28 protein-coding genes and 3 pseudogenes are annotated in these 26,860 nt (G+C 56.5%); 23 read left to right on the top strand and 8 right to left on the bottom strand.

What is annotated here, in order from left to right; genetic code table 11:
- The first annotated feature begins 18 nt into the window (after positions 1 to 18).
- Together C9411_RS09775 and C9411_RS09770 are read left to right on the top strand one after the other, a co-directional pair.
- Positions 19 to 672, top strand: a complete 654-nt coding sequence (locus C9411_RS09775; protein WP_107227003.1) for a tellurite resistance TerB family protein — start codon at positions 19 to 21, stop codon at positions 670 to 672.
- A 68-nt stretch (positions 673 to 740) separates the two neighbouring features.
- A complete protein-coding gene (locus C9411_RS09770) occupies positions 741 to 2,774 on the top strand; it encodes a S9 family peptidase (RefSeq protein ID WP_107226958.1) in 2,034 nt (677 codons plus the stop codon).
- Between the two features lie 35 nt (positions 2,775 to 2,809).
- Here C9411_RS09770 and exoX read toward each other — a convergent pair whose 3' ends face one another.
- Positions 2,810 to 3,478 carry an exodeoxyribonuclease X gene (exoX, locus tag C9411_RS09765; protein ID WP_004928833.1) on the bottom strand — a complete coding sequence of 223 codons (669 nt, stop codon included), beginning with the start codon at positions 3,476 to 3,478 and terminating at the stop codon, positions 2,810 to 2,812.
- Positions 3,479 to 3,901: 423 nt separating this feature from the next.
- Here exoX and dksA point away from each other — a divergent pair, with 423 nt between their 5' ends.
- Both dksA and pip read left to right on the top strand, forming a co-directional pair.
- Positions 3,902 to 4,327 (top strand): RNA polymerase-binding protein DksA, encoded by a 426-nt coding sequence (dksA, locus tag C9411_RS09760; RefSeq protein WP_107226957.1) that lies wholly within the window; start codon positions 3,902 to 3,904, stop codon positions 4,325 to 4,327.
- A gap of 194 nt (positions 4,328 to 4,521) precedes the next feature.
- Entirely contained in the window at positions 4,522 to 5,475 is a 954-nt protein-coding gene (gene pip, locus C9411_RS09755) for a prolyl aminopeptidase (RefSeq protein WP_063990329.1), read from the top strand.
- A gap of 33 nt (positions 5,476 to 5,508) precedes the next feature.
- Here pip and C9411_RS09750 read toward each other — a convergent pair whose 3' ends face one another.
- Positions 5,509 to 5,739, bottom strand: a complete 231-nt coding sequence (locus C9411_RS09750) for a DNA polymerase III subunit theta (protein ID WP_063989545.1) — start codon at positions 5,737 to 5,739, stop codon at positions 5,509 to 5,511.
- A 340-nt stretch (positions 5,740 to 6,079) separates the two neighbouring features.
- Here C9411_RS09750 and ftnA point away from each other — a divergent pair, with 340 nt between their 5' ends.
- The 4 genes from ftnA (at position 6,080) to C9411_RS09730 (ending at position 8,601) form a co-directional block, all read left to right on the top strand.
- Positions 6,080 to 6,598, top strand: a complete 519-nt coding sequence (gene ftnA / locus C9411_RS09745) for a non-heme ferritin (RefSeq protein WP_025302449.1) — start codon at positions 6,080 to 6,082, stop codon at positions 6,596 to 6,598.
- 324 nt (positions 6,599 to 6,922) lie between these two features.
- Positions 6,923 to 7,306, top strand: a complete 384-nt coding sequence (yobA, locus tag C9411_RS09740; protein ID WP_004940886.1) for a CopC domain-containing protein YobA — start codon at positions 6,923 to 6,925, stop codon at positions 7,304 to 7,306.
- A 2-nt stretch (positions 7,307 to 7,308) separates the two neighbouring features.
- Positions 7,309 to 8,190, top strand: a complete 882-nt coding sequence (gene copD / locus C9411_RS09735; RefSeq protein ID WP_063989547.1) for a copper homeostasis membrane protein CopD — start codon at positions 7,309 to 7,311, stop codon at positions 8,188 to 8,190.
- Positions 8,191 to 8,259: 69 nt separating this feature from the next.
- Positions 8,260 to 8,601 (top strand): YebY family protein, encoded by a 342-nt coding sequence (locus tag C9411_RS09730; RefSeq protein WP_107226956.1) that lies wholly within the window; start codon positions 8,260 to 8,262, stop codon positions 8,599 to 8,601.
- Positions 8,602 to 8,918: 317 nt separating this feature from the next.
- Here C9411_RS09730 and C9411_RS26190 read toward each other — a convergent pair.
- Together C9411_RS26190 and C9411_RS26185 are read right to left on the bottom strand one after the other, a co-directional pair.
- Positions 8,919 to 9,149, bottom strand: a pseudogene (locus C9411_RS26190) (tyrosine-type recombinase/integrase); the annotation flags it as partial.
- A 106-nt stretch (positions 9,150 to 9,255) separates the two neighbouring features.
- A pseudogene (locus tag C9411_RS26185) lies at positions 9,256 to 9,363 on the bottom strand (hypothetical protein); the annotation flags it as partial.
- Between the two features lie 66 nt (positions 9,364 to 9,429).
- On the opposite strand from C9411_RS26185, the pseudogene C9411_RS25985 reads away from it, so the two are divergent.
- The 6 genes and pseudogenes from C9411_RS25985 to C9411_RS09700 form a co-directional block, all read left to right on the top strand.
- Positions 9,430 to 9,933 (top strand): annotated as a pseudogene (locus C9411_RS25985) (hypothetical protein); the annotation flags it as partial.
- 276 nt (positions 9,934 to 10,209) lie between these two features.
- Entirely contained in the window at positions 10,210 to 11,268 is a 1,059-nt protein-coding gene (locus tag C9411_RS09715; RefSeq protein WP_063989550.1) for an acyltransferase, read from the top strand.
- Positions 11,269 to 11,369: 101 nt separating this feature from the next.
- A complete protein-coding gene (locus C9411_RS09710; RefSeq protein ID WP_107226954.1) occupies positions 11,370 to 11,651 on the top strand; it encodes a hypothetical protein in 282 nt (93 codons plus the stop codon).
- Between the two features lie 291 nt (positions 11,652 to 11,942).
- On the top strand, positions 11,943 to 13,175 hold the full coding sequence (locus C9411_RS25590; protein WP_146158876.1) for a hypothetical protein: 1,233 nt from the start codon (positions 11,943 to 11,945) through the stop codon (positions 13,173 to 13,175).
- Between the two features lie 370 nt (positions 13,176 to 13,545).
- Positions 13,546 to 13,953 (top strand): hypothetical protein, encoded by a 408-nt coding sequence (locus C9411_RS09705; RefSeq protein ID WP_063989553.1) that lies wholly within the window; start codon positions 13,546 to 13,548, stop codon positions 13,951 to 13,953.
- A 135-nt stretch (positions 13,954 to 14,088) separates the two neighbouring features.
- Positions 14,089 to 14,439, top strand: coding sequence for a DUF4377 domain-containing protein (locus tag C9411_RS09700; protein WP_004940949.1), 351 nt, complete (start codon positions 14,089 to 14,091; stop codon positions 14,437 to 14,439).
- Between the two features lie 50 nt (positions 14,440 to 14,489).
- Here the strand turns inward: C9411_RS09700 and C9411_RS09695 are convergent, their stop codons facing one another.
- Positions 14,490 to 14,792 carry a hypothetical protein gene (locus tag C9411_RS09695; protein WP_063989554.1) on the bottom strand — a complete coding sequence of 101 codons (303 nt, stop codon included), beginning with the start codon at positions 14,790 to 14,792 and terminating at the stop codon, positions 14,490 to 14,492.
- A gap of 286 nt (positions 14,793 to 15,078) precedes the next feature.
- On the opposite strand from C9411_RS09695, the gene fabV reads away from it, so the two are divergent.
- From fabV to C9411_RS09675, 4 genes are all read left to right on the top strand, one after another.
- Positions 15,079 to 16,278: an enoyl-ACP reductase FabV gene (gene fabV / locus C9411_RS09690; protein ID WP_048322950.1), complete on the top strand. Its 1,200-nt coding sequence runs from the start codon at positions 15,079 to 15,081 to the stop codon at positions 16,276 to 16,278.
- 226 nt (positions 16,279 to 16,504) lie between these two features.
- Complete coding sequence (locus C9411_RS09685) at positions 16,505 to 16,723, top strand: hypothetical protein (RefSeq protein WP_107226953.1); 219 nt, start codon at positions 16,505 to 16,507, stop codon at positions 16,721 to 16,723.
- Between the two features lie 171 nt (positions 16,724 to 16,894).
- Positions 16,895 to 17,200, top strand: coding sequence for a hypothetical protein (locus tag C9411_RS09680; protein WP_063989556.1), 306 nt, complete (start codon positions 16,895 to 16,897; stop codon positions 17,198 to 17,200).
- A 43-nt stretch (positions 17,201 to 17,243) separates the two neighbouring features.
- On the top strand, positions 17,244 to 17,579 hold the full coding sequence (locus C9411_RS09675) for a hypothetical protein (protein WP_107226952.1): 336 nt from the start codon (positions 17,244 to 17,246) through the stop codon (positions 17,577 to 17,579).
- Between the two features lie 37 nt (positions 17,580 to 17,616).
- On the opposite strand, the gene dcuR is transcribed toward C9411_RS09675, so the two are convergent.
- The 3 genes from dcuR to C9411_RS09660 all read right to left on the bottom strand — a co-directional run bounded on the left by dcuR (position 17,617) and on the right by C9411_RS09660 (position 20,911).
- Positions 17,617 to 18,336 carry a two-component system response regulator DcuR gene (gene dcuR / locus C9411_RS09670; RefSeq protein WP_063989558.1) on the bottom strand — a complete coding sequence of 240 codons (720 nt, stop codon included), beginning with the start codon at positions 18,334 to 18,336 and terminating at the stop codon, positions 17,617 to 17,619.
- The gene (locus C9411_RS09665; RefSeq protein ID WP_063989559.1) at positions 18,329 to 19,942 is read right to left on the bottom strand and encodes a sensor histidine kinase; all 1,614 of its coding nucleotides are present in this window, start codon (positions 19,940 to 19,942) and stop codon (positions 18,329 to 18,331) included. The genes dcuR and C9411_RS09665 overlap by 8 nt, the downstream gene beginning before the upstream one ends.
- A 126-nt stretch (positions 19,943 to 20,068) precedes the next feature.
- Positions 20,069 to 20,911: a class I fructose-bisphosphate aldolase gene (locus tag C9411_RS09660; RefSeq protein ID WP_107226951.1), complete on the bottom strand. Its 843-nt coding sequence runs from the start codon at positions 20,909 to 20,911 to the stop codon at positions 20,069 to 20,071.
- Between the two features lie 484 nt (positions 20,912 to 21,395).
- Between C9411_RS09660 and C9411_RS09655 the strand changes: the two genes are divergently transcribed.
- The 5 genes from C9411_RS09655 (at position 21,396) to C9411_RS09635 (ending at position 26,829) form a co-directional block, all read left to right on the top strand.
- The gene (locus C9411_RS09655) at positions 21,396 to 22,325 is read left to right on the top strand and encodes a sugar ABC transporter substrate-binding protein (protein ID WP_063989560.1); all 930 of its coding nucleotides are present in this window, start codon (positions 21,396 to 21,398) and stop codon (positions 22,323 to 22,325) included.
- 75 nt (positions 22,326 to 22,400) lie between these two features.
- Entirely contained in the window at positions 22,401 to 23,885 is a 1,485-nt protein-coding gene (locus tag C9411_RS09650) for a sugar ABC transporter ATP-binding protein (RefSeq protein WP_107226950.1), read from the top strand.
- Between the two features lie 15 nt (positions 23,886 to 23,900).
- The gene (locus C9411_RS09645) at positions 23,901 to 24,941 is read left to right on the top strand and encodes an ABC transporter permease (protein ID WP_025160279.1); all 1,041 of its coding nucleotides are present in this window, start codon (positions 23,901 to 23,903) and stop codon (positions 24,939 to 24,941) included.
- A gap of 63 nt (positions 24,942 to 25,004) precedes the next feature.
- Complete coding sequence (locus C9411_RS09640) at positions 25,005 to 25,925, top strand: sugar ABC transporter substrate-binding protein (protein WP_063989562.1); 921 nt, start codon at positions 25,005 to 25,007, stop codon at positions 25,923 to 25,925.
- 139 nt (positions 25,926 to 26,064) lie between these two features.
- Entirely contained in the window at positions 26,065 to 26,829 is a 765-nt protein-coding gene (locus C9411_RS09635; RefSeq protein ID WP_107226949.1) for an SDR family oxidoreductase, read from the top strand.
- Positions 26,830 to 26,860 lie beyond the last annotated feature (31 nt).

Raw genomic sequence — 26,860 nt, 5'->3', positions numbered from 1 at the left:
TCACGCAAGGGGTAGATGATGAAAAGTAACTGGATGCAGCAGATTCAAACGTTGATCGGGCAGAAGGCCGGCGCGATGGGCGGGGCGGAAGGCATCGGTAAGCTGCTGGCGCCCACGGCGCTGGGCGGCCTGGTCGGCGTGCTGTTAGCCAACAAATCCTCGCGCAAGCTGGTGGGCAAGTTCGGCAAGAATGCGCTGATCGTCGGCGGCAGCGCGGCGGTGGGCGCGGTGCTGTGGAACAAGTACAAGCAGCGGGTGAAAGAGACCCACCAGGGCGAACCGCAGTTCGGTTTGCAAACCACGCCGGTGGATCTGCGCGCCAAACGCCTGGTGCAGGTGCTGGTGTTCGCCGCCAAGAGCGACGGCCATATCGATGCCGACGAGCAGCGTGCCATTGATCACAGCCTGGCGCAGCTGCAGGTGGGGGAGGAGGCGCAGGGTTGGGTGCAGGAAGCGCTCGATCAGCCGCTCAACCCGGAGCTGATCGCCCGCAGCGTGCAAAACGAAGACGAGGCGCTGGAGGTTTACTATCTGAGCTGCCTGGTGATCGACGTCGACCACTTTATGGAGCGCGGCTACCTCGATGCGCTGGCGCAGGCGCTGAAGATCCCGGCGGACGTCAAGCAGGGCATCGAGAGCGACGTCAACGAGAAAAAGCGCGAGCTGGCATAGCGCCGCTTGGCAAGCCGGGGGGAATCGTGTCACTCTTGCCGCAATCTATGTAAGCGGATGATTTAGCAATGATGACCCCACCGAAAGCGGAAAAACGCCCTTATCCCATCACCATCCACGGCGACACGCGCGTGGATGACTACTACTGGCTGCGCGACGACGAGCGCGCAGACCGCCAGGTGCTGGACTACCTGCAGGCGGAAAACGCCTACACCGATGCGATGCTGAAACCGCAGCAGGCGCTGCGCGAAACCCTGTACGAAGAGATGGTGGCGCGCATTCCGCAGCAGGAACATTCGGTGCCTTACGTGCGCCACGGCTATCGCTATCAGACGCGCTATGAGCCGGGCAACGAATACGCGATTTCCGTGCGCCAGCCGCAGGCCGAGAGCGAGCACTGGGAGGTGCTTATCGACGGCAACCAGCGCGCCGAGAACCACGAGTTTTACACCCTGGGCGGGCTGGACGTCAGCCCCGACAACCAGCTGCTGGGGGTGGCGGAGGATTTCCTGTCGCGCCGCCAGTATGACATTCGCTTCAAGAACCTGGCCGACGGCAGCTGGGCGAACGAAGTGCTGGAGAACACCTCCGGCAGCTTCGAGTGGGCCAACGACTCCTCGACGATCTACTACGTGCGCAAGCACGCCAAGACGCTGTTGCCGTATCAGGTCTATCGCCACGTGGTGGGCAGCGATCCGCAGCAGGACGAGCTGATTTATGAAGAGCGGGACGATACCTTCTACGTCGGGCTGGAGAAGACCACCTCCGAGCGCTTTATCCTGATCCACCTTAGCAGCACCACCACCTCGGAGATCCTGCTGCTGGACGCCGATCGTGCGGACGCCAAGCCGCAGCTGTTCGTGCCGCGCCGCAAGGATCACGAGTACGCCATCGATCATTATCACCAGCATTTCTACATCCGCTCCAACAAGGACGGCAAGAACTTCGGCCTGTACCAAAGCGAACAGGCGGACGAAGCGCAGTGGCAGACGCTGATCGCCCCGCGCGCCGACGTGATGCTGGAGGGCTTCAGCCTGTTCCGCGACTGGCTGGTGGTGGAGGAGCGCAGCGCCGGGCTGACGCTGCTGCGCCAGATCCACTGGCAGACTGGCGAAGAGAAGCGCATCGCCTTCGACGATCCGACTTACACCACCTGGCTGGCGTATAACCCGGATCCGGAGACCGCGCTGCTGCGCTACGGCTATTCGTCGATGACCACCCCGACTACGCTGTACGAGCTGAACATGGACAGCGGCGAGCGGACGATGCTCAAACAGCAGGAAGTGAAGAACTTCACGCCGGAAAACTACCGCAGCGAGCGAGTGTGGGTGAAGGCGCGCGACGGCGTCGAGGTGCCGGTCTCGCTGGTGTATCGCCAGGACAGCTTCCAGCGCGGCGCCAACCCGCTGATGGTGTACGGCTACGGCTCCTACGGCAGCAGCATGGATCCGGCGTTCAGCGCCAGCCGCCTGAGCCTGCTCGATCGCGGTTTCGTGTTCGTGCTGGCGCACATTCGCGGCGGCGGCGAGTTGGGGCAGCTGTGGTATGAAGACGGCAAGCTGTTCAACAAGCAGAACACCTTCAACGATTTTATCGACGTGACCGAAACGCTGGTCGCCCAGGGATACGGCGACGGCAAGCGGGTGTTCGCCATGGGCGGCAGCGCCGGCGGCCTGCTGATGGGGGCGGTGATCAACCAGGCGCCGCAGCTGTTCCACGGCGTGGTGGCGCAGGTGCCGTTCGTCGACGTGGTGACCACCATGTTGGACGAGTCGATCCCGCTGACCACCGGCGAATACGACGAGTGGGGCAACCCGAACGAACAGGCTTATTACGACTACATCAAGCAGTACAGCCCGTACGATCAGGTAAAGGCACAGGCATACCCGCATCTGCTGGTGACAACCGGCCTGCACGATTCGCAGGTGCAGTATTGGGAGCCGGCCAAGTGGGTGGCCAAACTGCGCGAGCTGAAAACCGACGATCGGCAGCTGCTGATGTATACCGACATGGATGCCGGCCACGGTGGCAAGTCCGGGCGCTTCAAGGCCTATGAAGATATTGCGCTGGAGTACGCCTTCATTCTGGCGCTGGCGGAGTAACGGCGAACGGCGGGCGGCCTGTGCCGCCCACCGTGTTAGCCAATCAGATAGTATTTCAGCGTGTGCTTCATGTCCGGGCTCAGATCGTCGATGGATTTCAGCATCCAGCGCAGATAGCCGGGATCTTCCTGGGCGATGCGATCGATCTCCTGCCCGCGATATTTGCCGAATTTGAACTTCTTCAGCAGCACCGGTTGTTCGGTGATCTGCACCATTTGCTCCGGCGTCCAGCCCGAATCCTTGATGATGCGTTGCAGCAGCGCGGCGGTGACGTAGCAGTCATACAGCGCGCGGTGCGGGTATAGCGTGGCGTCTGCGGGTAGCTGCACGTCCAGGTTCAGCGCGTAGCGCAGATATTGGTTGCCGTACTTGATGTCCGGATACAGCGTACGCGCCAGCTTGAGGGTACAGATCCAGGCGCCATTCATCTCCGGCAGCACGCCGCGATCGAAAGCGGCGTTGTGCGCCACATAGTAAGGGCTGCCCTGATAGCGGCCGATCGCCACCGCGATGCGCGGTTTGCCTTCCACCATCTGTTCGGTGATGTGATGAATCGCCATCGCGTCGAGGCTGATGGGGCGATCCGGGCTGACCAGATCGCTCATCGGGTTGGTTAACTGACCGTCGAGCAGATCGAGGGAGGCCACTTCCACCACGCCGCCGTCCAGCCCACAAGTCTCGGTATCTATTACGCGTAACGTCATGTTTTCCTCCGCGTTGCCGTCAGGCCTCAGCTTAACCGGCACAGGCGGCCGTGCCAACCGCACCTTGCTGCTGGCAATAAAAAACCCGCCTTGGCGGGTTTAATGACGGATGGAAGGACGCTTACTCACCAGACGGATGCGCTTTTTTGGCGCGTTTCTCCGCACGTTTCTCAGCTGGGGTTTTCAACGGCTTCTTCTTCGCATTCTTTTTGCTATCCATTCCCTTACTCATGATGGCCTCTCGTTACCTATGATTGGGTGGCTTGCTCAGCCATTAACCGCCTAAAGCCAAGAGGATGCAAGCGGCAAAGTGCAGGTTTAGGTTAACTGGCTGTTTGTGCGTGAAATTTTGTTTTTTGATGACCAGGTGCTAAAAATTAATATTATGTTATAATATTACACTTTTGATGTTGGGAGAGCGCAATGACAGTCATGACGTTACCGGATACGCAGCAACTGCTGGCCATGCCGGATTCTGATTATATGAACTCGATTCAACGGGCGTTTTTCCGTCAGCTGCTGCAGGATGAGCGGCAAAAACTGTTGCTGCACATCGATGAGCTGAAAAAAGAGATCGACGGTGGTGAAGCGACGGGCGATGAAGCCGACAAGGCGGCACGCGAAGAGGATCTGCGCCTGCTGTTCCGCCAGTTGGATCGCGAAAGCCGCCTGCTGCCGAAAATCGATGCGGCGCTGGCGCGATTGCAGAACGGCGAGTACGGCTACTGCCGGGAAACCGGTGAACCTATCGGGCTGGCGCGGCTGCTGCTGCGCCCGACGGCAGAGCTGAGCATCGAAGCGAAAACCGCACAGGAGATGCGCGAGCCGCATATGCGCAAAGGTGGCTAATTGAGTCCTGCCGGGGGGCGATCTCGCCCCTCAACCGATCGGGCCTGTGGGCATTTTGCAGGCAGGTCGTTGCGATTTTGAGCAAACGCGCGCCGAGTTCTCGGCGCGCGTTCGAGTTTTCGGGTTTTACCGTTGACCTGCCGGGCGGCTTCCGCTTTGATGAAAGCATGACTCACAGAGAGACGGAAAGCGCCATGGAACAATTACGAGGTTTGTACCCGCCGTTAGCGGCATACGACAGCGGTTGGCTGGACACTGGGGATGGCCACCGGATCTACTGGGAGCTGAGCGGCAACCCGAACGGTAAACCGGCGGTCTTCATTCACGGCGGGCCGGGCGGCGGCATCTCCCCGCATCATCGTCAGCTGTTCGACCCGGAACGCTACAAGGTGCTGCTGTTCGATCAGCGCGGCTGTGGCCGCTCCCGTCCGCACGCCAGTCTGGACAACAACACTACCTGGCATTTGGTGGCCGATATCGAGCGGCTGCGCGAAATGGCCGGCGTCGACCAATGGCTGGTGTTCGGCGGCTCCTGGGGATCAACGCTGGCGCTCGCCTATGCGCAGACCCACCCGGAGCGCGTCAGTGAAATGGTGTTGCGCGGCATTTTCACCCTGCGCAAACAGGAACTGCATTGGTATTACCAGGATGGCGCTTCACGCTTCTTCCCGGACAAATGGGCGCGCGTGCTGTCCATTCTGTCGGATGACGAACGTAAAGACGTGATCGCCGCCTACCGGCAGCGGCTGACCTCGGCCGATCCGCAGGTGCAGCTCGAAGCGGCCAAGCTGTGGAGCGTGTGGGAAGGGGAGACGGTGACGCTGTTGCCGAGCCGCGAATCCGCTTCGTTCGGCGAGGATGATTTCGCGCTGGCGTTCGCCCGCATTGAAAACCACTACTTCACCCATCTGGGCTTCCTGGAGAGCGACGACCAGCTGCTGCACAATGTGCCGCTGATCCGCCATATTCCGGCGGTGATCGTCCACGGCCGCTATGACATGGCCTGCCAGGTGCAGAACGCCTGGGATCTGGCCAAAGCCTGGCCGGAAGCGGAATTGCATATTGTGGAAGGGGCGGGGCACTCGTATGACGAGCCGGGCATTTTGCACCAGCTGATGATCGCCACCGACCGGTTCGCCGGCAAGTGACGTAAAAAACCCGCCGTTACGGCGGGTTTTTTATTACTTGACCTTCGGCTCGTACGGCAGGCGCGAAAACCTGTGGGATTCCGCGCGGTAGTGGGCCACGCGCTCGCGAAAATAGTCGCGCAGCGGCTCCGGCTGCTCGCGCTCCACCACTTCCGGGATCACCGGCATGTTGTAGCGCTCTTTGTACGCCACGCCTGAGGCGGCGAGATCCACGTTCACCCTGTCCATTTCTTCTTTGGACAACTCGGCCAGATTGTAAACCACCTTATGCTCCTTACTTTGCCGCATTGAACCTGCGCAGAAGGTAATCCACCCGGCGGCGCTTGGCAAGCCCGTTGCGCCGCCGTCGCGGGCGATATTTACCCAGGAGTAATGCAATCTATTTATTCTTTTAAATAAGAATGATTCGCTTTTTGATTTAAATAAAAGATGGAAATAATTATCATGTTAATTCTCAATGCGGATTTAATATTTTAACTTTATGATATTTAAATGATTTATAATAAATGTGTTTTGAGTGTAAATAAGGTGTTTTTATTTTTACGGCAGCAGGGCATAATGCGCGGAAATTAAATTCATGACCTGAAAAATAAAAGGAATCATTATGCTGACGCAAGAAATGACTCAAAAGCTGAATGAGCAACTGAATCTGGAGTTCTACTCCGCCAACCTGTACCTGCAGATGAGCGCATGGTGCAGCGATAAAGGCTTTGAAGGCGCCGCCGCATTTCTTAAAGAGCACTCTCAGGAAGAGATGCAGCATATGCAACGTCTGTTCGACTACCTGAGCGACACTGGCTCTTTGCCGCTGTTGGGCAGCATCGCCGCGCCGCCGGTGGCGTTCGAATCGCTGGCGGACGTGTTCCAGCAGACCTACGAACACGAACAGCTGATCACCCGTCAGATCAACGAACTGGCGCACGCCGCCATGACCGCACACGATTATTCCACCTTTAACTTCCTGCAGTGGTACGTGGCGGAGCAGCACGAAGAAGAGAAACTGTTCAAATCCGTGCTGGATAAGCTGGCGCTGGTGGGCACCAGCGGCAAAGGCCTGTTCTTCATCGACAAAGATCTGAAGAAAATGGGCGCGATGGGCCAGGGCGGCAACGGCCAGGCTTAATCTGCAACAGAACACCGAAAAACCGCGCGCGGGCGAGCCTGACGCGCGGTTTTTTTTACCCTGCGTTTATCGCGGTTATGCGGCGATACGTGCTGCCGGATCGCAAAATGCCAGTGATGCGCTCGACTTGCCGCAGCGTGGTCGTTATGATTTACCGCGATACGCTACAGGGATGGTAGAGTCAAAACAGCGGGTTAGCCGATACGACCCGTTTTTTCTGTTACCCGTGGCGCAATCATTTGCGGTGGGTTGGGGCCGCTGATACATCGCCTTGGCTGTGGCCTTAACCCTTATGACCCTCTTTTACTGTTAAGGGATACCACTGTGATCGGTAAAATTCGTTCCTCCTGTCGCCTGCTTTCCACCGTTTTCGTCCTGTTCGTCGGCCTGTCTTCGCAGCAAGCGCTGGCGCACGCCCATCTGAAAGTGGAAACGCCGAAGGCCGACGCCAGCGTCAGCCCGGCGCCGAAAGCGCTGACCCTCAGCTTCTCCGAAGGCATCGAGCCGAACTTCAGCGGCGTGAAAATCACCGGCCCGGACAACGCCGTGGTGAAAACCGGCAAGCTGCAGCTCGATCCGAACAACAACACCCAGGTCAACGTGCCGATCGAAGGCGAGCTGAGCGCGGGCAAATACAACGTCAGCTGGCATGTGGTGTCGGTCGACGGGCATAAAACCAAAGGCCAGTACAGCTTCACCGTAAACTGATCGTGAGTCTGGCGACCCTGTTCGTTCTGTGTCGCTTGGTGCACTTTGCGGCGGTGATGCTGATGTTCGGCATCAGCCTGTTCACCGCCTTATTGTCACCGCGGCGCCTCTCCCCGATCCTCTCCCGCGATGTGCGCCCGCTGCTGCTTGCCGGCACCTGGATTGCCGGGCTTTCCGCCGTGGCGCTGCTGGCCATTCAGGCCGGGCAAATGGGCGACGGTTGGGAAGACGCCTGGCGGCTGGAGGTCTGGTGGGCGGTGCTCGGCACCACCTTTGGCGAAGTGTGGCGCTGGCATCTGGGCCTGTCGCTGCTGGCGATCCTGAGCCTGCTGCTGCCGGAACGGCCGCGCGCGCAGGCGTTGGCGCTGTGTTCGGCGCTGCTGCTGGTGAGCCTGGCGTTTATCGGCCACGCGGCGATGCACGAAGGCGCGCTGGGCGCGCTGCACCGCGCCAACCATGCGGTGCACCTGCTGGCCGCCGGCTACTGGTTCGGCTGCCTGGCGCCGCTGCTGGTCTGCCTGCGCTACCTGCAGCCGCCGCAGTGGCGTAGCGACGCCATCACCACGCTGATCCGTTTCTCGCGCTGGGGGCACCTGGCGGTGGCGGCGGTGATCGTCACCGGCATCGTCAACAGCCTGATCATTCTCGGCGGTTGGCCGCTCAACCTCAGTTCGCCTTATCAACGCCTGCTGCTGATCAAAGCCGCGCTGGTGGTGCTGATGGTGATGGTGGCGCTGGCCAATCGCTACGCCATCGTGCCGGCGATGAGCCGCGTGCCGGCGCTGGCGCAGCGCGGCGTGGTGCTGGCCTGCTGGCTCGAAGTCGGGTTGGGGATGGCAGTGCTGCTGCTGGTCAGTTTATTTGCAACCTATGCGCCGGTATGACATTTCAGCTTGCCGCAACCGGGTAAGCTGCGAGAAAATTGACGCGAATAGCAACCTTAAGGCCAATACATGAAATCGGTATTACTCGGCATTACGCTGCTGGCAACCGCGACCGGCGCGCTGGCGGCAGACAAACTGGTGAACATCACCAAACTGGAGTACGGCAAACAGTGGGCGTTCACCAAGGAAGAAGTGACGCTGCAGTGCCGCAGCGGCGGCGCGCTGTTCGTGCTCAACAACAGCACCCTGATGCAATACCCGCTCAACGACGCGGCGGAGCAACAGGTGAAGAAGGGCCATCAGCGTGCGCAGCCGCTGGAGGTGCTCCTGCTGGACGACCCTGCCGAACCGGGGAAAAAAGTGAGCCTGGCGCCGTTCATTGAACGCGCCGAGAAGCTGTGCGCTGACTAACCGCTTGTTTGCCAACGCCTTGCCCAACGCGCGCGGATTGATGCGCATTTGCCGCATAGTTATTTCGTCACGAAACTATCACGCGGCCGCCGGGCGGCTGGCAAAACTGGCGCGGTAGGCTACTCTTAAAGTGCACGGCTGAACAAGCCCTGCATTAAATGCCAACTTTTAGCGCACGGCTCTCTCCCAAGAGCCATTTCCCTAGACCGAATATAGGAATCGTATTCGGTCTTTTTTTGTGTGATTGATTTATAAGTCTTTTTTTTCTAAAAAATCGAAATTACTCGAAATTTACTCTAATTTTGATATTCGGTTTTTTACAGCATCACGTACTCCTTCCCCCTCGTGTTGAGATATTTCAGCGTCATCATTTCGGTTGTATGCCCCAGCAGCTTTTGAGCAAATGCCTTGTCGTTCTGCTTTTCGTACAGGCGGCCGGACAGGCTTCGGATCTCGTGGAACGTCGGCGGGCTTTCCTGAAACTCCAAACCTGATGCTTTCCGTGCGGCCACAAATTTTTTCGTTAACCTGTTGGGATGAATCAAGCCAGGCGTTTAGCGTGTATTCGTGGCTGCCCTTGATTTTCTCCAGGAGCAGAACGGGAGAGTCATTTTGCTCGATATAGTGGCTGGCCCCAATCGTCTGGGCGATAGCCTCGTGTCGCGAAATCTGACCGAGAGAGAGCTCCTTTTTGGTGACTGGATTGCGCCAGTAGAACGCGTTCCGGTTTCGGCGGAATGTCAGGTTTTTCGGTAAGCGCATGTCATAACTCTCTCTTCGCCGTATCATTAATCACTTCGGTGAAACAACTGTAACCAGCGAGGAACAATGTTCAATCTCGATACGTTAGGGCTCGCGGCCACTGTGGCAGCGAGCGGGATCACGCCCGATTATCAGGCAATACTCAATACGCTGACCGGTTATTTCCAGCAGATTTATGGTGACGACGTCTATCTGGCGTCTATCAGCAAAGATGGTCAGATGCTGGCGATCTATGCGCACGGGATCCATGACTCGAACAACATGACGATCGCCGTCTATAACTCTTTGAGCCCCGCAACGGCGTAGGGACGCGGTTTGGCCTCCAACGTTAAAATTAACGGCATCTCAGTAACGCCAGCGTCCCGCTCCACTGCTGATGTGCGGCTCGTGGGGCAGGTCGGCTCACTGATCACCAACGGCACAGTGCGCGACAGCTACGGCATCATGTGAGTGTGGTCATCGGTATCGATGGTTCGGTGACCGTGACCGCGACATGCCAGATTGATGGCGCTGTTGTGGCACCTGCCGGCAGCACCGACACGCGGCTGGCAGTCGGTAACCAACCCAAAATATCCTGATCTAATGAGGTAATGGGCAGATTAACGCCTATACGGGAATTGTTAATTTTCCAACCCCATATCCAACTACGCCATTCATCGTTATACCTGCAAAATCGCCGACAATAATCGTTATATCAATGCTGTTAACTACACAAAAACAAGGTTTGAGTTTTATGGTTTTATCCCGACAGACGATGAAAATATCGACAGTTACTCTTGTGTTCCGATAGGTTGGTAATCTGCTGGCAGGTGGCTTATCATTGCGTCAATAACCAAAGGAACTGACATGTCTCAGCGCAATGATATTATTGACTTTTTTAGAGGTGTAGCGGTTATGCTCGTTACTGCCTTTCACCTTTTCTTATGGTCCGGTTCTTTAGGTCGACCGCTACCATTCGGCTTCGATGTAATGGGGCTCTTTGGTAACGGGTGGATCGGTGTTGGAATGTTTTTTGTAATTTCAGGCTATTGTATGACTGGCTCAAGTGGAAAAGCATTTTCAAGTGGCTTTTCAGCAAAGAAGTATGGCATCTATTTTTTAAAAAGATACTTACGGATAGCTATTCCGTTTTACATATCAATCGCGGTTTGGTTTGTTCTAATTCGAGGTTTTGGCATTGCAATAAAACCTACAGGATTCTTTGATGTAATATCCCATGTTTTATTTATTCACAATTTTTCAGAAAAGACATTCTTCTCAATTAGTGGGGTTTATTGGTCGCTCGCTGTTGAGATGCAGTTTTATTTAATTCTCCCGGCCCTGGTTGTTTTGTTTACTACTGCTTTGAGAAGGGTTATTTTGCTGGTCAGTGTGTTTGCAATTAGCATTTTGATTAATCTTTACAGTGAGAATCAATTGTTAACATGGGGTATTCCATCTTACCTTTCACTTTTCGTTTTGGGGTGGCTTTGTGCTATGTATCAAAACGAAATAGGTTCATTTATAAGAAAGATGAACGCTCAATGGATATTAGTTGCATTATTTATATTGCTTCTTTTCTACAAAGGACATGGCTTTAACAACAAGGTTAAGCTGTATGAGGTGTTGATTTCATCGTTTTTTGCATTGTTAATGGTGTCACTTATTAATCGGTTCTCAGAAAGAAGTGTGCCTAACGTTGTGCGCAGTGTAGCATTTGTAGGGAAATGCTCGTTTTCTATTTATTTGTATAACTATATTTTCTGGGCACTGGACAGAACCGACTTAACCCCGGCTAAATTATTTATGGCTTTTGCTTTCGTGATAGGATTTGGCATCTTAATGTATCTAGCCGTTGAAAGGCAATCAGAGAAATTAAGGAAAAAAACCATAAGAAAAGCAGAGGCTAAATTTGCAGTGCAATAAGTAAGGAGTTCAATGTAAGCCCTGGGCAATCCGGGGCTTTTTTATCCGCGCCCCAATTAAAAAAACCATTTCATGATCTGAATCATTTCGGAGAATTTTCTATGTCATCTGAAGGATTACCCGTTGATGGTGTCTTTGGCACAAACATTGTGCTGGGAGCCCGCAGCACGCAACAAGCAACAGACGAAACAAAGAGCAGCTTGTCTGCAGATAGCGTAACTCAGTCCGCTGATGCCGCGTTTAAGTTTAGCCGTGAGGTGAAAGCAGCAGCAGTGGCAGTATCTGACGATGCAGACCGCGCTGAGGCTGCCACAGAAAATGCTCAGAACATCACGGAGACCAATACTTACATTGATCTCCTCTCTGATTTAGCACGGTACTGATTTTGGGATAGGGTCAGGTAGCTGGATACTCTCATTAGGACTAGTGCAGCAATGGGGACGGTCAACTGTAACCACGGATGCACGGAAAACCTTAGCATCACAGCACCAGGAAATAATTCTGCTAATGGAGTATTTGGGACGAGCGGACTTGGGATGGACAGGCTATGCTGATAATGATGATGTGTTGCAATACCTCGATAAATGTGACGTTTGAGGTATTTTAAAGTTGACATTTGGTTATCGAGCATTAAATTATTGGCTCTCAACTTCAAGTTAAAAGGATGTCTAACAATGACAAAAGGATATGTGTCTTTTTTATCAATTATTCCATTTGTAGTGGCTAATTATGCATATGCATTTTCTACGGCAAATATTGGCGAAATTATTAATAAAGAAATAATTGCCGCCAATGGTAAGCAAATTACTATCAAAGCCAATGAGCCGGGTGAGATTAAATCTACAATAAAGCTTGGTGTTGGGCAAGCTATTGAGTTTTCGCCAGGAGTATGGACTTGCAGTGCGTCACCTTGCATTGTAATTGATAATGCATCCCAAGTTATTGGCTCTGGAATCTATCGAACTCAGTTAAAATTAGCTTCAGCTTCTTCCGGGCCTATTATTCAAAGTGCTGGCTATGAAAAACTATCAAGCCTGAGCGAAAAGAATGCATTGAAAATTGCATCGCCATTAGATGGTGATAGAAAAAGTCTTCCTGGTGTTAAATACATAAAAATAAAAGACATTACTATTGATGGTGGTGATGGAAAAAAAGCCAACGTTAATGGTGTTGAAATATACGGCTTGTGGTTCTGGCTTGAAGATGTATCAATCGAGCGGTTCTCTGGTGATGCGTTAGTTACTCAATTTATTCCAAGCGGTTCTGTTCATCCAGATGAAAATGACGCAATGGAGTCTTACTTTACTCGAGTGAAATTAATTAGCAATAAAGGCAACGGATGGACGATGCGAGGACCGCATGATTCGATCGTTTCTGGGATGATTGCTGCTAACAATGGAGGATGGGGGATTGATGTTCTGCACAAGGAGGGCTTTTATAGTGGAGGAGGTCTAATGCTTACTAATACTCATCTGTATGCTAACGGTAATGGCATGAGGACTGAGTCAGGGGCGAATATTCTTGCTTATGGGATTGAAAGTGAGGCAAATAAAGGTGTGGGTTTGCTGCTGCGTTCTAATGATTCTATAGTGCAAGGAACATTTTATGCCAACAGAACGTATGGTGTTCAAATAGGTGATGATGAGTCTTATTCTGGTGTTAATAACCTAAATCTTCAACTCCATAACAATAAAATAGCACAACTCAAATGGGGGAATAACGCAGGCCATAATATGATTAATGCTGTTGTATTTCCTAATGACTCTAGCCAGAGGTATTTCGAGGGGAGGCCTTCAAATACTGACTATGTGGCAACGTCTGGGCCCAACGCTGTTCAGCAGTTCCCCGGTGGAGTTTCGATGGATAGCGATCGGAACATGTATGGGATAAAAGAACCCATAAACTAACTTTTTCCCCTCTTAGTCTACTATTGATTTAATCACTCACCCCGGAAAATCCGGGGTTTCTTTTATTTTTTATAGAGACGCTTTCATTGTTTTTGCATAAAGGAATCGTATTCTGCCTTTTTATCTGATTGATTTATAAGCCCCCCTAGGTCATCTGCAACTATCCTCAGTCTTCTTTTCGAGCTGCCATATCCCAACCCGATCTCCATCCTTATTCCCCACCCGCACATATCGCTAATTTAGCCGCACCAAAAGTCATTACGTCATTTATGGCGCTGATAAGCTCCGGTCATTGCTCCCATCACCGGTTAAACGAGAGTGGCATTATGGGGAATATCAAGGCATTAGACGTTGTAAAAGGAAAACCGCTTTGAACGATCGGTTGAGCCAATTGAAGAGGGCGTTGCCCGGCTCTCTCGAGGCGTGGCGTGAGGGGGCTTTACCCTCTGATTGGGGGCAAGTGGCTAATCCTGAGGTGGTTGCCGTCCTGTTGGCGGAGTGGGAGGCGCTAAGCGAATTGGCGTCTCTGTTCGAGACCGCCACTGAAACCCCAACCGATCCCGCCGCGTTTTGGCAGGCGCGTGCCGAGCTGATGGCGCAGCGCAATCGTGAACTCCGTGCCCAACTGGCGACGCCAATCCGTTTGCCCGGCGCGCGGGTGGCCTTTTTTGGCTATGTGAAAACGGCGGTGATGGACGCCAGGCAGGTGAAGGCGGCGATTCGTGATGCCGGTTTTCTCATCGATGCTGATGATAAAAACGACAGCGTACCGTCATGACCCCTGTCCTGTAACGTATGAGTTTGGAGAATAAGTGCGAGCGAATAATGTCGCTCCTGTGATACGGAGCAAGGTTCAATTCATCCGGTCAATTTGTTAGGATTGCCTGACCTACATGACTATTGGTGCAGTACATTGAAAATTAAAGCGTTGTTATTTGTTGCGTTGGCCGCGCTGGCCGGCTGCAGCCAGGAGGGAACCTCGATGAATCAGCCCGCAAACGAGAAAGGCGGCCAAACGGAAGTGTTGCTGGTGAACAGCGCGCTGGTGGACTGCGTGGGCGTCGGCCCGATGAAATGCATGCAGGTGCGCCGCTCCGCGCAGCAGCCGTGGGAGTTGTTCTATACCGGCATCGAGGGCTTCACTTTCGAACCCGGCTATCAGTATCGGCTGAAAGTGCGCGTCACTCCGGTGGAGAACGTACCGGCCGATGCCTCATCGCTGCGTTATACGCTGATTGAGCAGTTGGAAAAGAACAAGGCGTAATGGATCTCCCTCGTCACCACCAACTGGCGTTTCATTTGGTGGTGACGTCTTCAGGAAAGTTTGTCTTTTTTCTTTCTTCTGGAGGATTCGAAAGTGGCGAAGGCATGTGCAAGAGCAAACCCCAACGCACAGTAGCGTAGAGGCCAATTTTCTTTGGCCCATGTTTCAGAGTCAGCAATAAACATCGCGTTGCCGTTGGCAAAAAGGGTAAATTGCCAGCAAAGGATTAAAAAGCATATCGTAACCAGAACGACATAACCCTTGGAACCCAGAGACGGTCTGAAGCCGTATTTCACGGCCAGACAGGCCGCGGCAGCAAGAGTAGAAAGAATATAATATAAAGTCGGTTCCATTACTGTTCCTGGTGATTTTATCTTCCCTGGATTTCGACCGAAAAACAGCCACACCATAGCGCAACGCCAGAAGCATGATCAACTTTTGCTGATTTGAAGAGGGAAGGCTTGAACGCGCTGAGGGTGCGAAGCGTGGCGCGTGGAAGCATCACGATGCGGAGTTGGGCAACCCTGATCCCTCGACTAAACTGGTCTGTTCACTGCGCTTGTTTTCGCACTTTCTTAAGTATATCGAGAAAATCAGGTATATTGTCCTTCGGTTTTTAGCTACCAAGAAAAAATTACTATGATTATCAAACCTAAAATTCGTGGTTTTATCTGCACCACCGCTCACCCGGCAGGCTGTGAAGCCAACGTCCGTGAGCAAATCGCCTACGTTAAGTCGCGCGGCGAACTGAAAAACGGGCCTAAAAAGGTGCTGGTCATTGGTGCATCTACCGGTTACGGTCTGGCCTCGCGCATCAATGCCGCTTTCGGCAGCGGTGCGGCCACCATCGGCGTATTTTTCGAGAAGCCTGGCAGCGAAGGCAAAACCGGTTCCGCCGGTTGGTACAACTCCGCCGGTTTCGACAAGGCAGCTAAAGAAGAAGGCCTGTACGCGAAAAGCATCAACGGCGACGCATTCTCCAACGAGTGCCGTCAGACCGTGATCGATCTGATCAAAAAAGACCTGGGTCAGGTTGACCTGGTGGTTTACTCGCTGGCTTCGCCGGTGCGTAAGATGCCGGAAACCGGCGAAGTGGTGCGTTCCGCACTGAAGCCGATCGGCGAGCCGTACAAATCCGTCGCGTTGGACACCAACAAAGACGTGCTGGTTGAAGCCGTGGTCGAGCCGGCCAACGAGCAAGAAATCGCCGACACCGTGAAGGTGATGGGCGGCCAGGACTGGCAGCTGTGGATGGACGCGCTGGACGAAGCGGGCGTGCTGGCGGATAACGCGCAGTCTGTCGCTTACTCCTACATCGGTACCGATCTGACCTGGCCAATCTACTGGCACGGTACGCTGGGTAAGGCGAAAGAAGATCTGGATCGCGCGGCGCACGCCATCAACCAGAAGCTGCAGGCCAAAGGCGGCGCGGCTTACGTTGCGGTGCTGAAGTCGGTGGTGACTCAGGCTTCCTCCGCTATTCCGGTGATGCCGCTGTATATCTCCATCGTGTTCAAGATCATGAAGGAGCAGGGCATTCACGAAGGCTGCATCGAGCAGATCCAGCGTCTGTTCGCCACCAAGCTGTACAGCGGTGCAGCGCCGGACACCGACGAGAAACATCGTCTGCGTCTGGATGATTGGGAACTGCGCGACGCCGTGCAGGAAACCTGCCGTGAAATCTGGCAGCAGCTGAACGACAACAACATCAACGAACTGACCGATTACCAGGGCTACAAGGCGGAATTCCTGCGCCTGTTCGGCTTTGGTCTGCAGGGCGTTGACTATGACGCCGATCTGAGCGGCGAAGCCAACTTCGATGTGATCGAGCTGGTCTAAGCGCGTCGAGCGGTCAAACAAGGTCGGGTTAGCCCGGCCTTTTTTATTGCCTGCGAATTATCGGATGGCTAAGTGAAAATGTTTATTTCAGGTTAATAGGTTAACCAAGTGATTAACATCGGCGGGCGGCGTTGAAATAACGGCGGTTATTAAACTAAAGAAAGTCATTTTTTTATTTACCCTTACCGCCGGCTGCGGGTATTTTATTTCCTTTAAGGAGAAAACGATGACATGGCGTTATTGGGCCCCGGTATCGTTATTGTTGTTGAGCGCTTGCAGCGCGATTCAGCCGACGTCGACGTCCCCAGACTGGTCTCAGCCGCAGCCTGCCACGCGGGAGCAGCGGCAACGTATCATGGCGGGTGAATCCGCCTCCTCGGTATTGCACGAAGGAAATGTCGGCATTGGCGGCACCTTCGATGGGTCGAAAATATTCGATCGTTAAGCCGCTAAATATATTCAGCCAAATTAATGCGCGCATTATGCCGATATTGTCGGAGGGTTTACCTTTCCTGCGTTATTCTGCCGTGGCCTGACTATTCATTGTGTTAGCAGATAATTCGTTTTCCTTATAGGGAACCGCCGGTTTATTTCGGTGTAATCAAAGGAGTTGCCCATGGCGAAGGACATGGCCGCGATCTTTCTCTTGCTGTTGCTGCCGCTGAGCCAAAGCGCCGGCGCAGCGCGCTACGACAGGCAATGTGAAGGCATGTCGCCGGTGCTGTTTCAAAAGCGGCTGAAAGCGCTGGTGCAGGATCTGCGGCAGGAAATGAGCGAGGAAGCGCCGCCGACAGAGCGCGATGCGGAAGAGCTGGCGCGGCTGGCGGAGTGTGGTATCGAGCCCGGTAAAGCGCCCGTCACCGGCGGGCAGCGCGCGCCCCGTTCAGAGGAAAAGCCGGCGGCATCGCCGAACGGTTGCTGAGCCGGCGTGCGCACAGAGTAAAACGATGTAAAAGGAGTCATTGATGAAAAGGATAGTGTTGGCCGGCGTGGCCTTGTGTTGCGCCAGCTTCACGCAGGCGCGGGTGGATTTGGAATACCATGCGGCGGCGCCCAAGGACAGCAAGGTCACCGAGGAGTATCAGCAAAAGCGCGACGCATTGCGCCACAAGGTGTGGAATGTCGATAACCTGACGCTGGCCAACGAGCAGGCGATTGCACGGGAACAGCAGCGCGAGGCGGCAGAGACCGCCGAGCGGCAGCAGCGGAACCTGGAGCAGCAGCAGAAAAAGCAGCGTTGCCTACGGAGACACTCGAAAGATCCTCATCCCGAGGCGAAGTGTTACATGCACAACTTCTGACATTAACCGTCCGGGCGTCATCAGCGCCCGGCGTCGTTTAGGCCGGGCGACAATGCTCCTTCAGCATGGCGATCGCGTCCGGTTTCAGCTGATACAGATAGACCGGGCGGCCGGTGGCGCCGTACAGAATACGGGTGCCGAGAATGCCGCTCTCCGCCAGATAAATGAGGTACTTGCGGCAGGACACCCGCGAAATGCCGATGGCGTTGGCCAGGTTGTCGGTGGAGAATTCGCTGTCATGCTGCTGTTCTATCCACTCGCACACCGTGCTCAGGGTGATGCTGGTCAGCCCCTTCGGCAGCTTCTTGCTCTCCTGGCCGCCGGGCTGGCGGCGCAGCAGGCTGTCGACGTCGGCCTGCGAAAACTCGCGCTGCGCCAAGAGCTGCGACTGCTGCCGGTAGTGGCTCAGCGCCTCCTTGAAGCGGCTGAACTGGAACGGTTTGATCAGATAATCCACCACGCCGTAGTGCAGCGCCTTTTGCACCGTGTTCACATCGCTGGCGGAGGAGATGATGATCACATCGGTTTTCTCGCCGAGTTCGCGCAGGCCGGGCAGCAGATCCAGCCCGTTCTCCTGCTGCATGTAGATATCCAGCAACACCAGATCGATGCTGACGCTGGCATCGGCCAGCAGGGCGCGCGCCTGGCTCAGGCTGGCGACCGTCGCCTGGCAGTGAAAACCGCCGACCTGGCTCAGGTAGTATTTGTTCAGCTCCGCCACCATCGGGTCGTCGTCGACAATCAGTACGTTAATCATGGGCTCTGCTCTTGGCCTGATAGGGAAGGTGCACGAAAAATTGGGTCAGCTCGCCCGGTTCGGATTCGAAATCGATGCTGCCGCCCAGTTTCTCCAGATGGCTGCGGATCAGCGCCAGGCCGATACCGCGTCCCGTCCCCTTGGTGGAAAATCCGTGTTCGAAGATGCGCGTGCCGACCGCCGGATCGATGCCGGGGCCGTCGTCGCTGACGATACAGTGTAATTGATCGTCGTGGTGATGGAAGCTCAGGCCGATCTCGTGGCCCTCAACGCCGTCGATGGCGTCGATGGCGTTTTCGATCAGGTTGCCGAGCACGCTGATCAGCACGTGCGTAGTTTCCGCATCGTCGGTTTCCGGCAGCAGGCTGTTTTCCTCGATGGTCAGCTCGATGCCGGCTTCGTGGGCGCGACTGATCTTGCCGATGAAGAAGCCCGCCACTTCCGGCGAGTGGATCTTGCGCAGCAGCGCACCGATCTCTTCCTGGTAGTTGCTGGCGGTGTTGATGATGTAGTTTTCCAACTGCTGGTAGGCCTTCATATGCAGCATGCCGAGTATCACGTGCAGCTTGTTCATAAATTCGTGTGACTGCACCCGCAGCGCGTCAGCGTAGTGCGCCATGCCGCTCAGGCGCTGCAGCAGGCGGCTGACCTCGGTTTTGTCGCGGAAGGTGGCGATGGCACCGGTCACCTGGCCGTTGACGATCACCGGCACGGTATTGGTCAGCAGTTCGCTGCCGTTGAAGCTGATCTGCCGATCGCGCAGCGGTTCGCCGCTGGCCAGCACCTCCGCCAGATGCAGCTGCGCCGGCCAATGCTTGCTGGCGGCTTCCAGCAGCAGGTTTTCCACCGGGCCACTCTGGCGCAGCAGGCGCTTGGCCTCGTCGTTGACGATGGTGATGCGGGATTCATTATCGACCGCGATCACACCTTCTTTAATCGATTGCAGCATGGCGTTGCGCTGTTCGAACAGGTTGGAGATTTCGTAAGGCTCGAAACCCAGCATGATGCGTTTGAGCGCAGAGACCAGGAAGAAGGTACCCAGGCTGCCGACCAGGGCGGCGAAGGCAATGGTCCAATAGATGATCCAGCGGCTCTCCGCCACCACTCGCTGCACGGTGTCCAGCGCGATGCCGAGCGCCACCACGCCGATTTGCTGTTTCTGCGCGTCATACACCGGCACGAACACCCGCAGCGCCGGGGCCAGCGTGCCGCGGTTGATGGCGCTGTTGACGGTGCCTTGCAGCGCGGGGGCCAGATCGTCGCCGATAAAATGTTTGCCGATCAGCCAGGGTTTGGGGTGCGAATAGCGGATGCCCTGCATATCCACCACCACCACGAACAGCAGCTCGTTTTGATGGCGCACCTGCTCGGCGAAGCGCTGAATGGCGCCACTTTGATCGCGCCGCTGCAGGCCGTCGACCACGGTGCTGGAGAGTGCCAGCGTATTGGCGACGGCGATGGCTTTCTGCTGCAGCTGATCTTGCCCCTCGCGGCTCATCTGCACGAAAAACAGCGCGAACACCACCAGCAGCACCGAAGCGATGATGGCGGACACCATCAGCGTGATGGAGGTGCTCAGCTTGAGCGGCACCCGTTGTTTTGGCATGGCGGTTCTCCGAATGGCGATATCACGGCGTATTCTAGCGAGGAATGAGGCAAGCTGCAGTTACCGGCAGCAGGTTATAGCATGCTGCCGGGGGAGCAGGGGGTTATTTTAGTTACAAAAAGCGGGTCACTGCTGATGGTAGATCTCCAGCGCCTGCTGGCCGCTGGCGCCTTGATGGATGATTGCCATCAACGCGCGCACCACCTGCGACGGATTGCTGTGTTGATAGACGTTGCGGCCGTAGACCATGCCGGAGGCGCCCTGCGCCATCAGCGCGGCGGATTTCTCCAGCACCGGGCCCAACTCCCCCTTGCCGCCGCCGCGTACCAGCGTCGGGCAGCGCGCCGCTTCCACCACGCGATGAAAATCTTCCACCCGCTCGGTTGGATCGGCTTTGATGATGTCGGCACCCAGTTCGCGCGCCAGCCGCACCAGCGGCACGATCTTCTCCACGTCACCCAGCGAACCGTAGGCGGCGCCCTGGCCGGCCGGCGCCATCACCAGCGGTTCGATCATCAGCGGCATGGCGTAGCGATCGCAGGCGTGGCGCAGGCGGCCGATGTTCTCCACGCACTGGCGGAAAATGCCGGGCTCATCCGGGATCATATACAAATTGACCACCACCGCGGCGGCGTCCATTTGCAGCGCCGCGAGGATCGGCGCCTCCGGGTTGTGCAGCACCGCCCACATTTCGCGGTGGCGCGCGGCGTTATAGGCGTTGCCGACGTCGGTACGCATCACCAGCGCCGGCTTTTCGCGCTGCGGCGCGCGCTGCAGCAGATCCGCCTGGCCGTAGTTGACCTGAATGGCGTCGGGGCGCGCGGCGATCAGGTTGCCCGTCACCCGTTCGATATCTTCCAGACCGATTAAGAAATCCGGTTCGTTGGCGATGCCGTGATCGATCGCCACGTCCAGGCACTTGCCGTTGTTGAACAGGCGGTTCATCCGCACCTTACTGCTGAGCTGCATGTCAGGTCCTCCTGAGATAGGGATATGTCCATTATTGCCGAGTAAGGATGGTCGGGAAACGCGGAAACCGCAAACTGCGTGGCCGCTCGCAGTTTTTGCCGGCGCACGAAAGGGAGACGCTTGCCGGCGGCTTTCATTTCATTTGTTAGATCCGTGTCATGTTTTTGTTAATAAGCCATTCCAAAATGCATGTTTCGCTTGTTTGGGTTAAAAAGTTTCAATAATCTAAATTATGAAATAAACATTTAATAAAACGGTAAAGACGCCGTTTGCTGTGCCAGGGGTTTATTTCAATTGGTTGTTTTTAATCTGTTTTGAGATATCGATCACCATTTTGTCTACGGCCTTAATACGGCGATTACACGGTAAATTCGCCGTATCAAAGGGATAACACCGACCGTAATGTTGTTTGAATGTAAAAAATATTTTTCATTAGCTGTCAACCAACAGACCTCTTCATTCTAACGATTAAAGGGTAACGAACATGAAGCTGAAGAAACTGATCGCCGCCTCGGTACTGATGTGTATGCTGCCGGCCAGCGTGTTGGCGAAAGACATCAAGATCGGCGTTTCCATGGCTTACTTCGATGACAACTTCCTCACCATTCTGCGCCAGTCGATGCAAAACAAAATGAAGGCCGACGGCAACGTCAGCGGCCAGTTCGAAGACGCCAAGGGCGACATCGCGCAGCAAATTCAACAAATCGAAAACTTCGTCAGCCAGGGCGTCGACGCCATCATCCTCAACCCGGTGGATACCCAGGGCGTCAAGCCAATGATCAAGCTGGCCGAGAAGGCCAAGATCCCGCTGGTGTTCGTCAACCGTAAGCCGGAGGTGGCGCTGCCGGCCGGCATGGCCTATGTCGGCTCCGACTCCAAGCTGGCCGGCAAGCTGCAGATGGAGGCGCTGGCCAAGCTGATGAACGGCAAGGGCAACGTGATGATCCTGTTGGGCGAGCTGTCGAGCGAAGCCACGCGCGATCGCACCCGCGGCGTGGAAGAGGTGGCGGCCAACTACCCCGGCATCAAAATAGTCGACAAGCAAACCGCCAAGTTCTTCCGCAAAGAGGCGGTGGACGTCACCACCGACTGGATTTTGTCCGGCCAGCAGATCGACGCTATCGCCTCCAACAACGACGAAATGGCCATCGGCGCTATTTTGGCGCTGAAGCAAGCCAAGAAATCCGGCGTGCTGGTGGCCGGCGTTGACGGCACGCCGGACGCGCTGGAGTTCATCAAGAAGGGCGATCTGGCGCTGAGCGTGTTCCAGGACGCCAAAGGCCAGGGCGAAGGCGCGGTGCAGACCGCCGTTCAACTGGTGAAAGGCGAGAAAGTGGAAAGCAACGTGCTGATCCCTTACCAGTTGATCACCCAGGCCAATTACCAGCAATTCGCCGATAAAAACAAGAAATAAGCCTTGAAGCCCGCCGCGGGCGCCGGTGTGGGGCGAGCGCGGCGAAAAACGTGGGTCAGTGCGGAGGTAAGCGGTATGTACCCTTATGTTCTTGAGGCCGAAGGCATCAGCAAGCAGTTCCCCGGCGTCAAAGCGCTGGATAAGGTCTCGATAAAAATCAAACCCGGCAGCGTGCACGCGCTGATGGGAGAAAACGGCGCGGGCAAATCGACGCTGATGAAATGCCTGATCGGCATCTACCACCCGGACGAAGGCTCGATCAAAATCAAAGGCCGGCCGGTCACCTTCAGCGATACGCTGCAGGCGCTGCATTCGGGCATTTCCATGATCCACCAGGAGCTGAACCTGGTGCCCGACATGACGGTGGCGGAAAACATCTGGCTGGGGCGTGAGCCGGCGCGGCTGGGGTTTGTCAACCACGAACAGCTGAACGAACAGACCCGCGAGCTGTTGGCGCGGCTGAACATCAAACTGCAGGCGGAGACGCTGGTGGGTGAGTTGAGCATCGCCAACCAACAGATGGTGGAGATCGCCAAGGCGGTATCCTACAACGCCGACGTGTTGATCATGGACGAACCGACCTCGGCGCTGACCGAAGGCGAAGTGGTGCACCTGTTCGCCATCATTCGCGAACTGCGCGAGCAGGGCAAAGGCATCATCTATATCAGCCACAAGATGGACGAGATCTTCGCCATCACCGACGAAGTGAGCATCTTCCGCGACGGCACCTTCATCGCCTGCGACAAAACCGAAAACCTGACCAAGCAGTCGCTGATCACCATGATGGTGGGGCGCGAACTGACGCAGATGTTCCCCAAATTCAACAACAATATCGGCGAGGAAGTATTGCGGGTGGCGGGGCTGCGCCGCAGCGGCTGGTTCCATGACGTGTCGTTCAGCGTCAAGCGCGGTGAGATCCTCGGCGTCGCCGGGCTGGTGGGCGCCGGGCGCAGTGAAGTGATGGAAAGCCTGTTCGGCATGCACCCGGCGGACGGCGGCGAGATCTTTATCGAAGGCCAGGCGGTGAAGGTGGATTCCCCGGCGAAGGCGATCGAGAGCGGGCTGGCGTTTCTCACCGAAGACCGCAAGAAATCCGGCCTGTTTCTGGTGCTGTCGGTGGTCGAGAACATGAGCATCGTCAACCTGTCGGAATACATCGGCAAGAACGGTTTCGTCAGCCACGTGCAGATGGCTAAAGACTGCATGGATCAGATTAAAAAGCTCAACATCAAAACGCCGACCATGGATCAGATCATCAATAACCTCAGCGGCGGCAACCAGCAGAAGGTGCTGATCGCGCGCTGGCTGCTGGCGCAGCCGAAAATCCTGATCCTCGATGAACCGACGCGCGGCATCGACGTGGGGGCGAAAGCGGAAATCTACCGCCTGATCAGCGAGCTGGCCAACCGCGGCGTTGCCATCATTCTGGTCTCCTCCGAGCTGCCGGAGATCCTCGGCATGAGCGATCGGGTGATGGTGATGCACGGCGGCCGCATCACCGGCATTTTGGACAAAGACGACGCGGACCAGGAGAAGATCCTGGCGCTGGCCTCAGAATAACGAAGGGTGAACATCATGAGTAACGTAAAGATTGAGAAGCCGCTCTCCGCCGATTCAACGGGCAAGGGAACGCTGTTCTCCGGGCTGAGCGGCAAAATGCCGAAGGATACCGGCATCTTCATCGTGATGATTGGCATCGCGCTGATCTTCGAAATCCTCGGCTGGTACATGCGCGATCAGTCGTTTCTGCTGAACCCGAACCGCCTGCTGCTGATCGTGCTGCAGGTGGCGATCATCGGCATCATCGCGGTGGGCGTCACCCAGGTGATCATCACCACCGGCATCGATCTCTCCTCCGGCTCGCTGATTGCGCTGACCGCGGTGGTGGCGGCCAGCCTGGCGCAGACCTCGGACAGCATTTCGCCGATGTACCCGGGGCTACTCGATCTGCCGGCGGCGATCCCGATCGGCGCGGGGATCGGGGTGGGCATTGTCTGCGGCTTTATCAACGGCTTCCTGATCACCCGCACCGGCATTCCACCGTTTATCGCCACGCTGGGGATGATGGTGTCGGCGCGTGGTCTGGCGCAGTACTACACCAAGGGTAACCCGGTCAGTTTCCTGTCGGATGGCTTCACGTCAATCGGCCAGGGCGCGATGCCGGTGATCATCTTCCTGGTGATTGCGGTGATCTTCCATATCGCGCTCAAGCACACGCGCTACGGCAAATACATCTACGCCATCGGCGGCAACATGACCTCGGCGCGGGTTTCCGGCATCAACGTCAATAAGTACCTGGTGACGGTTTACACCATCGCCGGCGGCCTGGCGGGGTTGGCGGGCGTGGTGCTGGCGGCGCGCGTCAGCAGCGGCCAGTCGAGCATGGGGATGTCGTACGAGCTGGACGCCATCGCCGCGGCGGTGATCGGCGGCAGCAGCCTGATGGGCGGCGTCGGGCGCATCACCGGCACGCTGATCGGCGCGGTGATCCTCGGCCTGATCAAAAGCGGCTTCACCTTTATCGGCGTCGATTCTTACATTCAGGACATCATCAAAGGCGTGATTATCGTCGCCGCCGTGTCGATCGACATGCGGCGCAACCGCAAAAAACACTGATTGCCGTGAATTGCCGCCGGCGCCAGGGTTGGCCGGCGGCGTTTTTTTACCGGGGGACACATCATGAATTACCTGAAAGGGCTGTGGCTGGCGGTGGCGCTGTGCGTTTCCGCGCCGGCATGGGCGCAAACCATCGGCGTATCGATGGCCTATTTCGACCAGAACTTCCTCACCATCATCCGCCAGGCGATCGACAAGGAGGCCAAGGCGCGCGGCATCACCGTGCAGTTCGAGGACGCGCGCGGCGACGTCGGGCGCCAGACCGATCAAGTGCAGAGCTTCATCAGCGCCGGGGTGGACGCGATTATCGTCGATCCGGTCAACTCGGCCAGCACGCCGGTGATGACCAAAATGGTGCAGACCGCCGGCGTGCCGCTGGTATACGTGAACCGCACGCCGGGCGACGCCAACCTGCCGCAGGGTGTGGTGTTCGTCGGCTCCGACGAGCGGGAATCCGGCACGCTGCAGATGGAAGAGCTGGCGCGGCTGGCCGGCTATCAGGGCAACGTGGCGGTGATGATCGGCAACCTGACCGACGCCGGCGCGCTGCAGCGCACCAAAGACGTGGAGCAGGTGGTGAGCAAGTACCCGAAAATGAAGGTGGTGCAGAAGCAGAGCGCCAATTATTCACGCAGTGAAGGTATGGACCTGATGATGAACTGGCTGACCAACGGCGAAGCGATCGACATCGTCGCCGCCAACAACGACGAGATGGCGATCGGCGCAATCATGGCGCTGCAGCAAGCGGGCAAGGCGGACAAGAAAGTGCTGATCGGCGGCATCGACGCCACGCCGGACGGCCTCAAGGCGCTGGCCTCCGGCAAGATGCAGGTCACGGTGTTCCAGGACGCGGTTGGGCAGGGCAAAGCCTCGGTCGATGTGGCGCAGCGCATGATCAACGGTGAAAAGCTCGAGCCGTATTACTGGATCCCGTTCGAGCTGGTGACGCCGGCCACGATGCAGAAGTATGCGGCCAGGCCGTGAGTTCACCGCCAGATTCGCGTTGCCGGGGCGCTGCTTGCAGCGCCTTTCTTATTGGCGTCAGTTACATGTCCGCTTGCGGCCAGCGCGGCGCCGAATCTTGCCTCACACTGAGGATCTTTAAAACACGTGAGGATGAGCGATGAACGCATTAAACGGCAAGGTGGCGGTGATCGGCGGCGCCAGTTCGGGGATCGGCAGGGCGGCGGCGCTGCTGTTCGCTCGCCAGGGCGCAGCGCTGGTGTTGGGCGCGCGGCGCGAGCCGCTGTTGGCCGAACTGGTGGATGACATTCGGCGCGAGGGCGGCCGGGCGCTTGCGGTGGCGGGCGACGTCCGTGACGAAGCCTTCGCCGAACGGCTGACGGCGACGGCGGTCGATGAGTTCGGCGGGCTGGATATCGCCTTCAACAACGCCGGCACGCTGGGGCCGCTGGGGCCGTCGCTGGCGTTGAGTACCTCAGCGTGGCGCGACGTGTTGGAAACCAACCTGTCCAGCGCCTACTACGGCGCCAAATATCAAATCCCCGCCATGCTGGCGCGCGGCGCGGGCTCGGTGATTTTCACCTCCACCTTCGTCGGCCACACCGCGGCGTTTCCCGGCACGGCGGCCTATGCGGCCGGCAAATCGGGGCTGATCGGCCTGACGCAGGCGCTGGCGGTGGAGTTCGGCGGGCGCGGCATTCGGGTGAACGCGCTGCTGCCGGGCGGTACCGATACGGCGATGGGCCGGCAGATGAGCAATACCCCGGAGGCGTTGGCGCAGGTGGCCGATCTGCACGCGCTGAAGCGGCTGGCGATGCCGGAGGAGATCGCGCAGGCGGCGCTGTATCTGGCGTCTGACGCTTCCTCATTCGTCACCGGCACCGCGATGCTGGTGGATGGCGGGGTGTCCATCCAGCGTGGCTGAGGTTGGCATGGCCCGTGGCCGGGCGCCACGG

Origin of the sequence: Serratia sp. Nf2 (assembly GCF_003028435.1) — a bacterium.
Taxonomy (GTDB): domain Bacteria; phylum Pseudomonadota; class Gammaproteobacteria; order Enterobacterales; family Enterobacteriaceae; genus Serratia; species Serratia marcescens_L.
Note: the sequence above shows the minus strand (reverse complement) of the source record. Positions and strands in the feature narration are given on the sequence as shown.

What these genes read in the sequence shown, in the direction of transcription:
- C9411_RS09665 (WP_063989559.1), bottom strand. Translation starts at nt 19,942, where the DNA reads ATGCCAAAACAACGGGTGCCGCTCAAGCTGAGCACCTCCATCACGCTG.
- C9411_RS09640 (WP_063989562.1), top strand. Translation starts at nt 25,005, where the DNA reads ATGAATTACCTGAAAGGGCTGTGGCTGGCGGTGGCGCTGTGCGTTTCC.
- C9411_RS09645 (WP_025160279.1), top strand. Translation starts at nt 23,901, where the DNA reads ATGAGTAACGTAAAGATTGAGAAGCCGCTCTCCGCCGATTCAACGGGC.
- C9411_RS09660 (WP_107226951.1), bottom strand. Translation starts at nt 20,911, where the DNA reads ATGCAGCTCAGCAGTAAGGTGCGGATGAACCGCCTGTTCAACAACGGC.
- C9411_RS09685 (WP_107226953.1), top strand. Translation starts at nt 16,505, where the DNA reads ATGACATGGCGTTATTGGGCCCCGGTATCGTTATTGTTGTTGAGCGCT.
- C9411_RS09710 (WP_107226954.1), top strand. Translation starts at nt 11,370, where the DNA reads ATGTCATCTGAAGGATTACCCGTTGATGGTGTCTTTGGCACAAACATT.
- C9411_RS25590 (WP_146158876.1), top strand. Translation starts at nt 11,943, where the DNA reads ATGACAAAAGGATATGTGTCTTTTTTATCAATTATTCCATTTGTAGTG.
- ftnA (WP_025302449.1), top strand. Translation starts at nt 6,080, where the DNA reads ATGCTGACGCAAGAAATGACTCAAAAGCTGAATGAGCAACTGAATCTG.
- fabV (WP_048322950.1), top strand. Translation starts at nt 15,079, where the DNA reads ATGATTATCAAACCTAAAATTCGTGGTTTTATCTGCACCACCGCTCAC.
- C9411_RS09655 (WP_063989560.1), top strand. Translation starts at nt 21,396, where the DNA reads ATGAAGCTGAAGAAACTGATCGCCGCCTCGGTACTGATGTGTATGCTG.
- dcuR (WP_063989558.1), bottom strand. Translation starts at nt 18,336, where the DNA reads ATGATTAACGTACTGATTGTCGACGACGACCCGATGGTGGCGGAGCTG.
- C9411_RS09770 (WP_107226958.1), top strand. Translation starts at nt 741, where the DNA reads ATGATGACCCCACCGAAAGCGGAAAAACGCCCTTATCCCATCACCATC.
- C9411_RS09635 (WP_107226949.1), top strand. Translation starts at nt 26,065, where the DNA reads ATGAACGCATTAAACGGCAAGGTGGCGGTGATCGGCGGCGCCAGTTCG.
- pip (WP_063990329.1), top strand. Translation starts at nt 4,522, where the DNA reads ATGGAACAATTACGAGGTTTGTACCCGCCGTTAGCGGCATACGACAGC.
- C9411_RS09730 (WP_107226956.1), top strand. Translation starts at nt 8,260, where the DNA reads ATGAAATCGGTATTACTCGGCATTACGCTGCTGGCAACCGCGACCGGC.
- exoX (WP_004928833.1), bottom strand. Translation starts at nt 3,478, where the DNA reads ATGACGTTACGCGTAATAGATACCGAGACTTGTGGGCTGGACGGCGGC.
- C9411_RS09715 (WP_063989550.1), top strand. Translation starts at nt 10,210, where the DNA reads ATGTCTCAGCGCAATGATATTATTGACTTTTTTAGAGGTGTAGCGGTT.
- C9411_RS09680 (WP_063989556.1), top strand. Translation starts at nt 16,895, where the DNA reads ATGGCGAAGGACATGGCCGCGATCTTTCTCTTGCTGTTGCTGCCGCTG.
- C9411_RS09650 (WP_107226950.1), top strand. Translation starts at nt 22,401, where the DNA reads ATGTACCCTTATGTTCTTGAGGCCGAAGGCATCAGCAAGCAGTTCCCC.
- C9411_RS09675 (WP_107226952.1), top strand. Translation starts at nt 17,244, where the DNA reads ATGAAAAGGATAGTGTTGGCCGGCGTGGCCTTGTGTTGCGCCAGCTTC.
- dksA (WP_107226957.1), top strand. Translation starts at nt 3,902, where the DNA reads ATGACAGTCATGACGTTACCGGATACGCAGCAACTGCTGGCCATGCCG.
- C9411_RS09775 (WP_107227003.1), top strand. Translation starts at nt 19, where the DNA reads ATGAAAAGTAACTGGATGCAGCAGATTCAAACGTTGATCGGGCAGAAG.
- C9411_RS09695 (WP_063989554.1), bottom strand. Translation starts at nt 14,792, where the DNA reads ATGGAACCGACTTTATATTATATTCTTTCTACTCTTGCTGCCGCGGCC.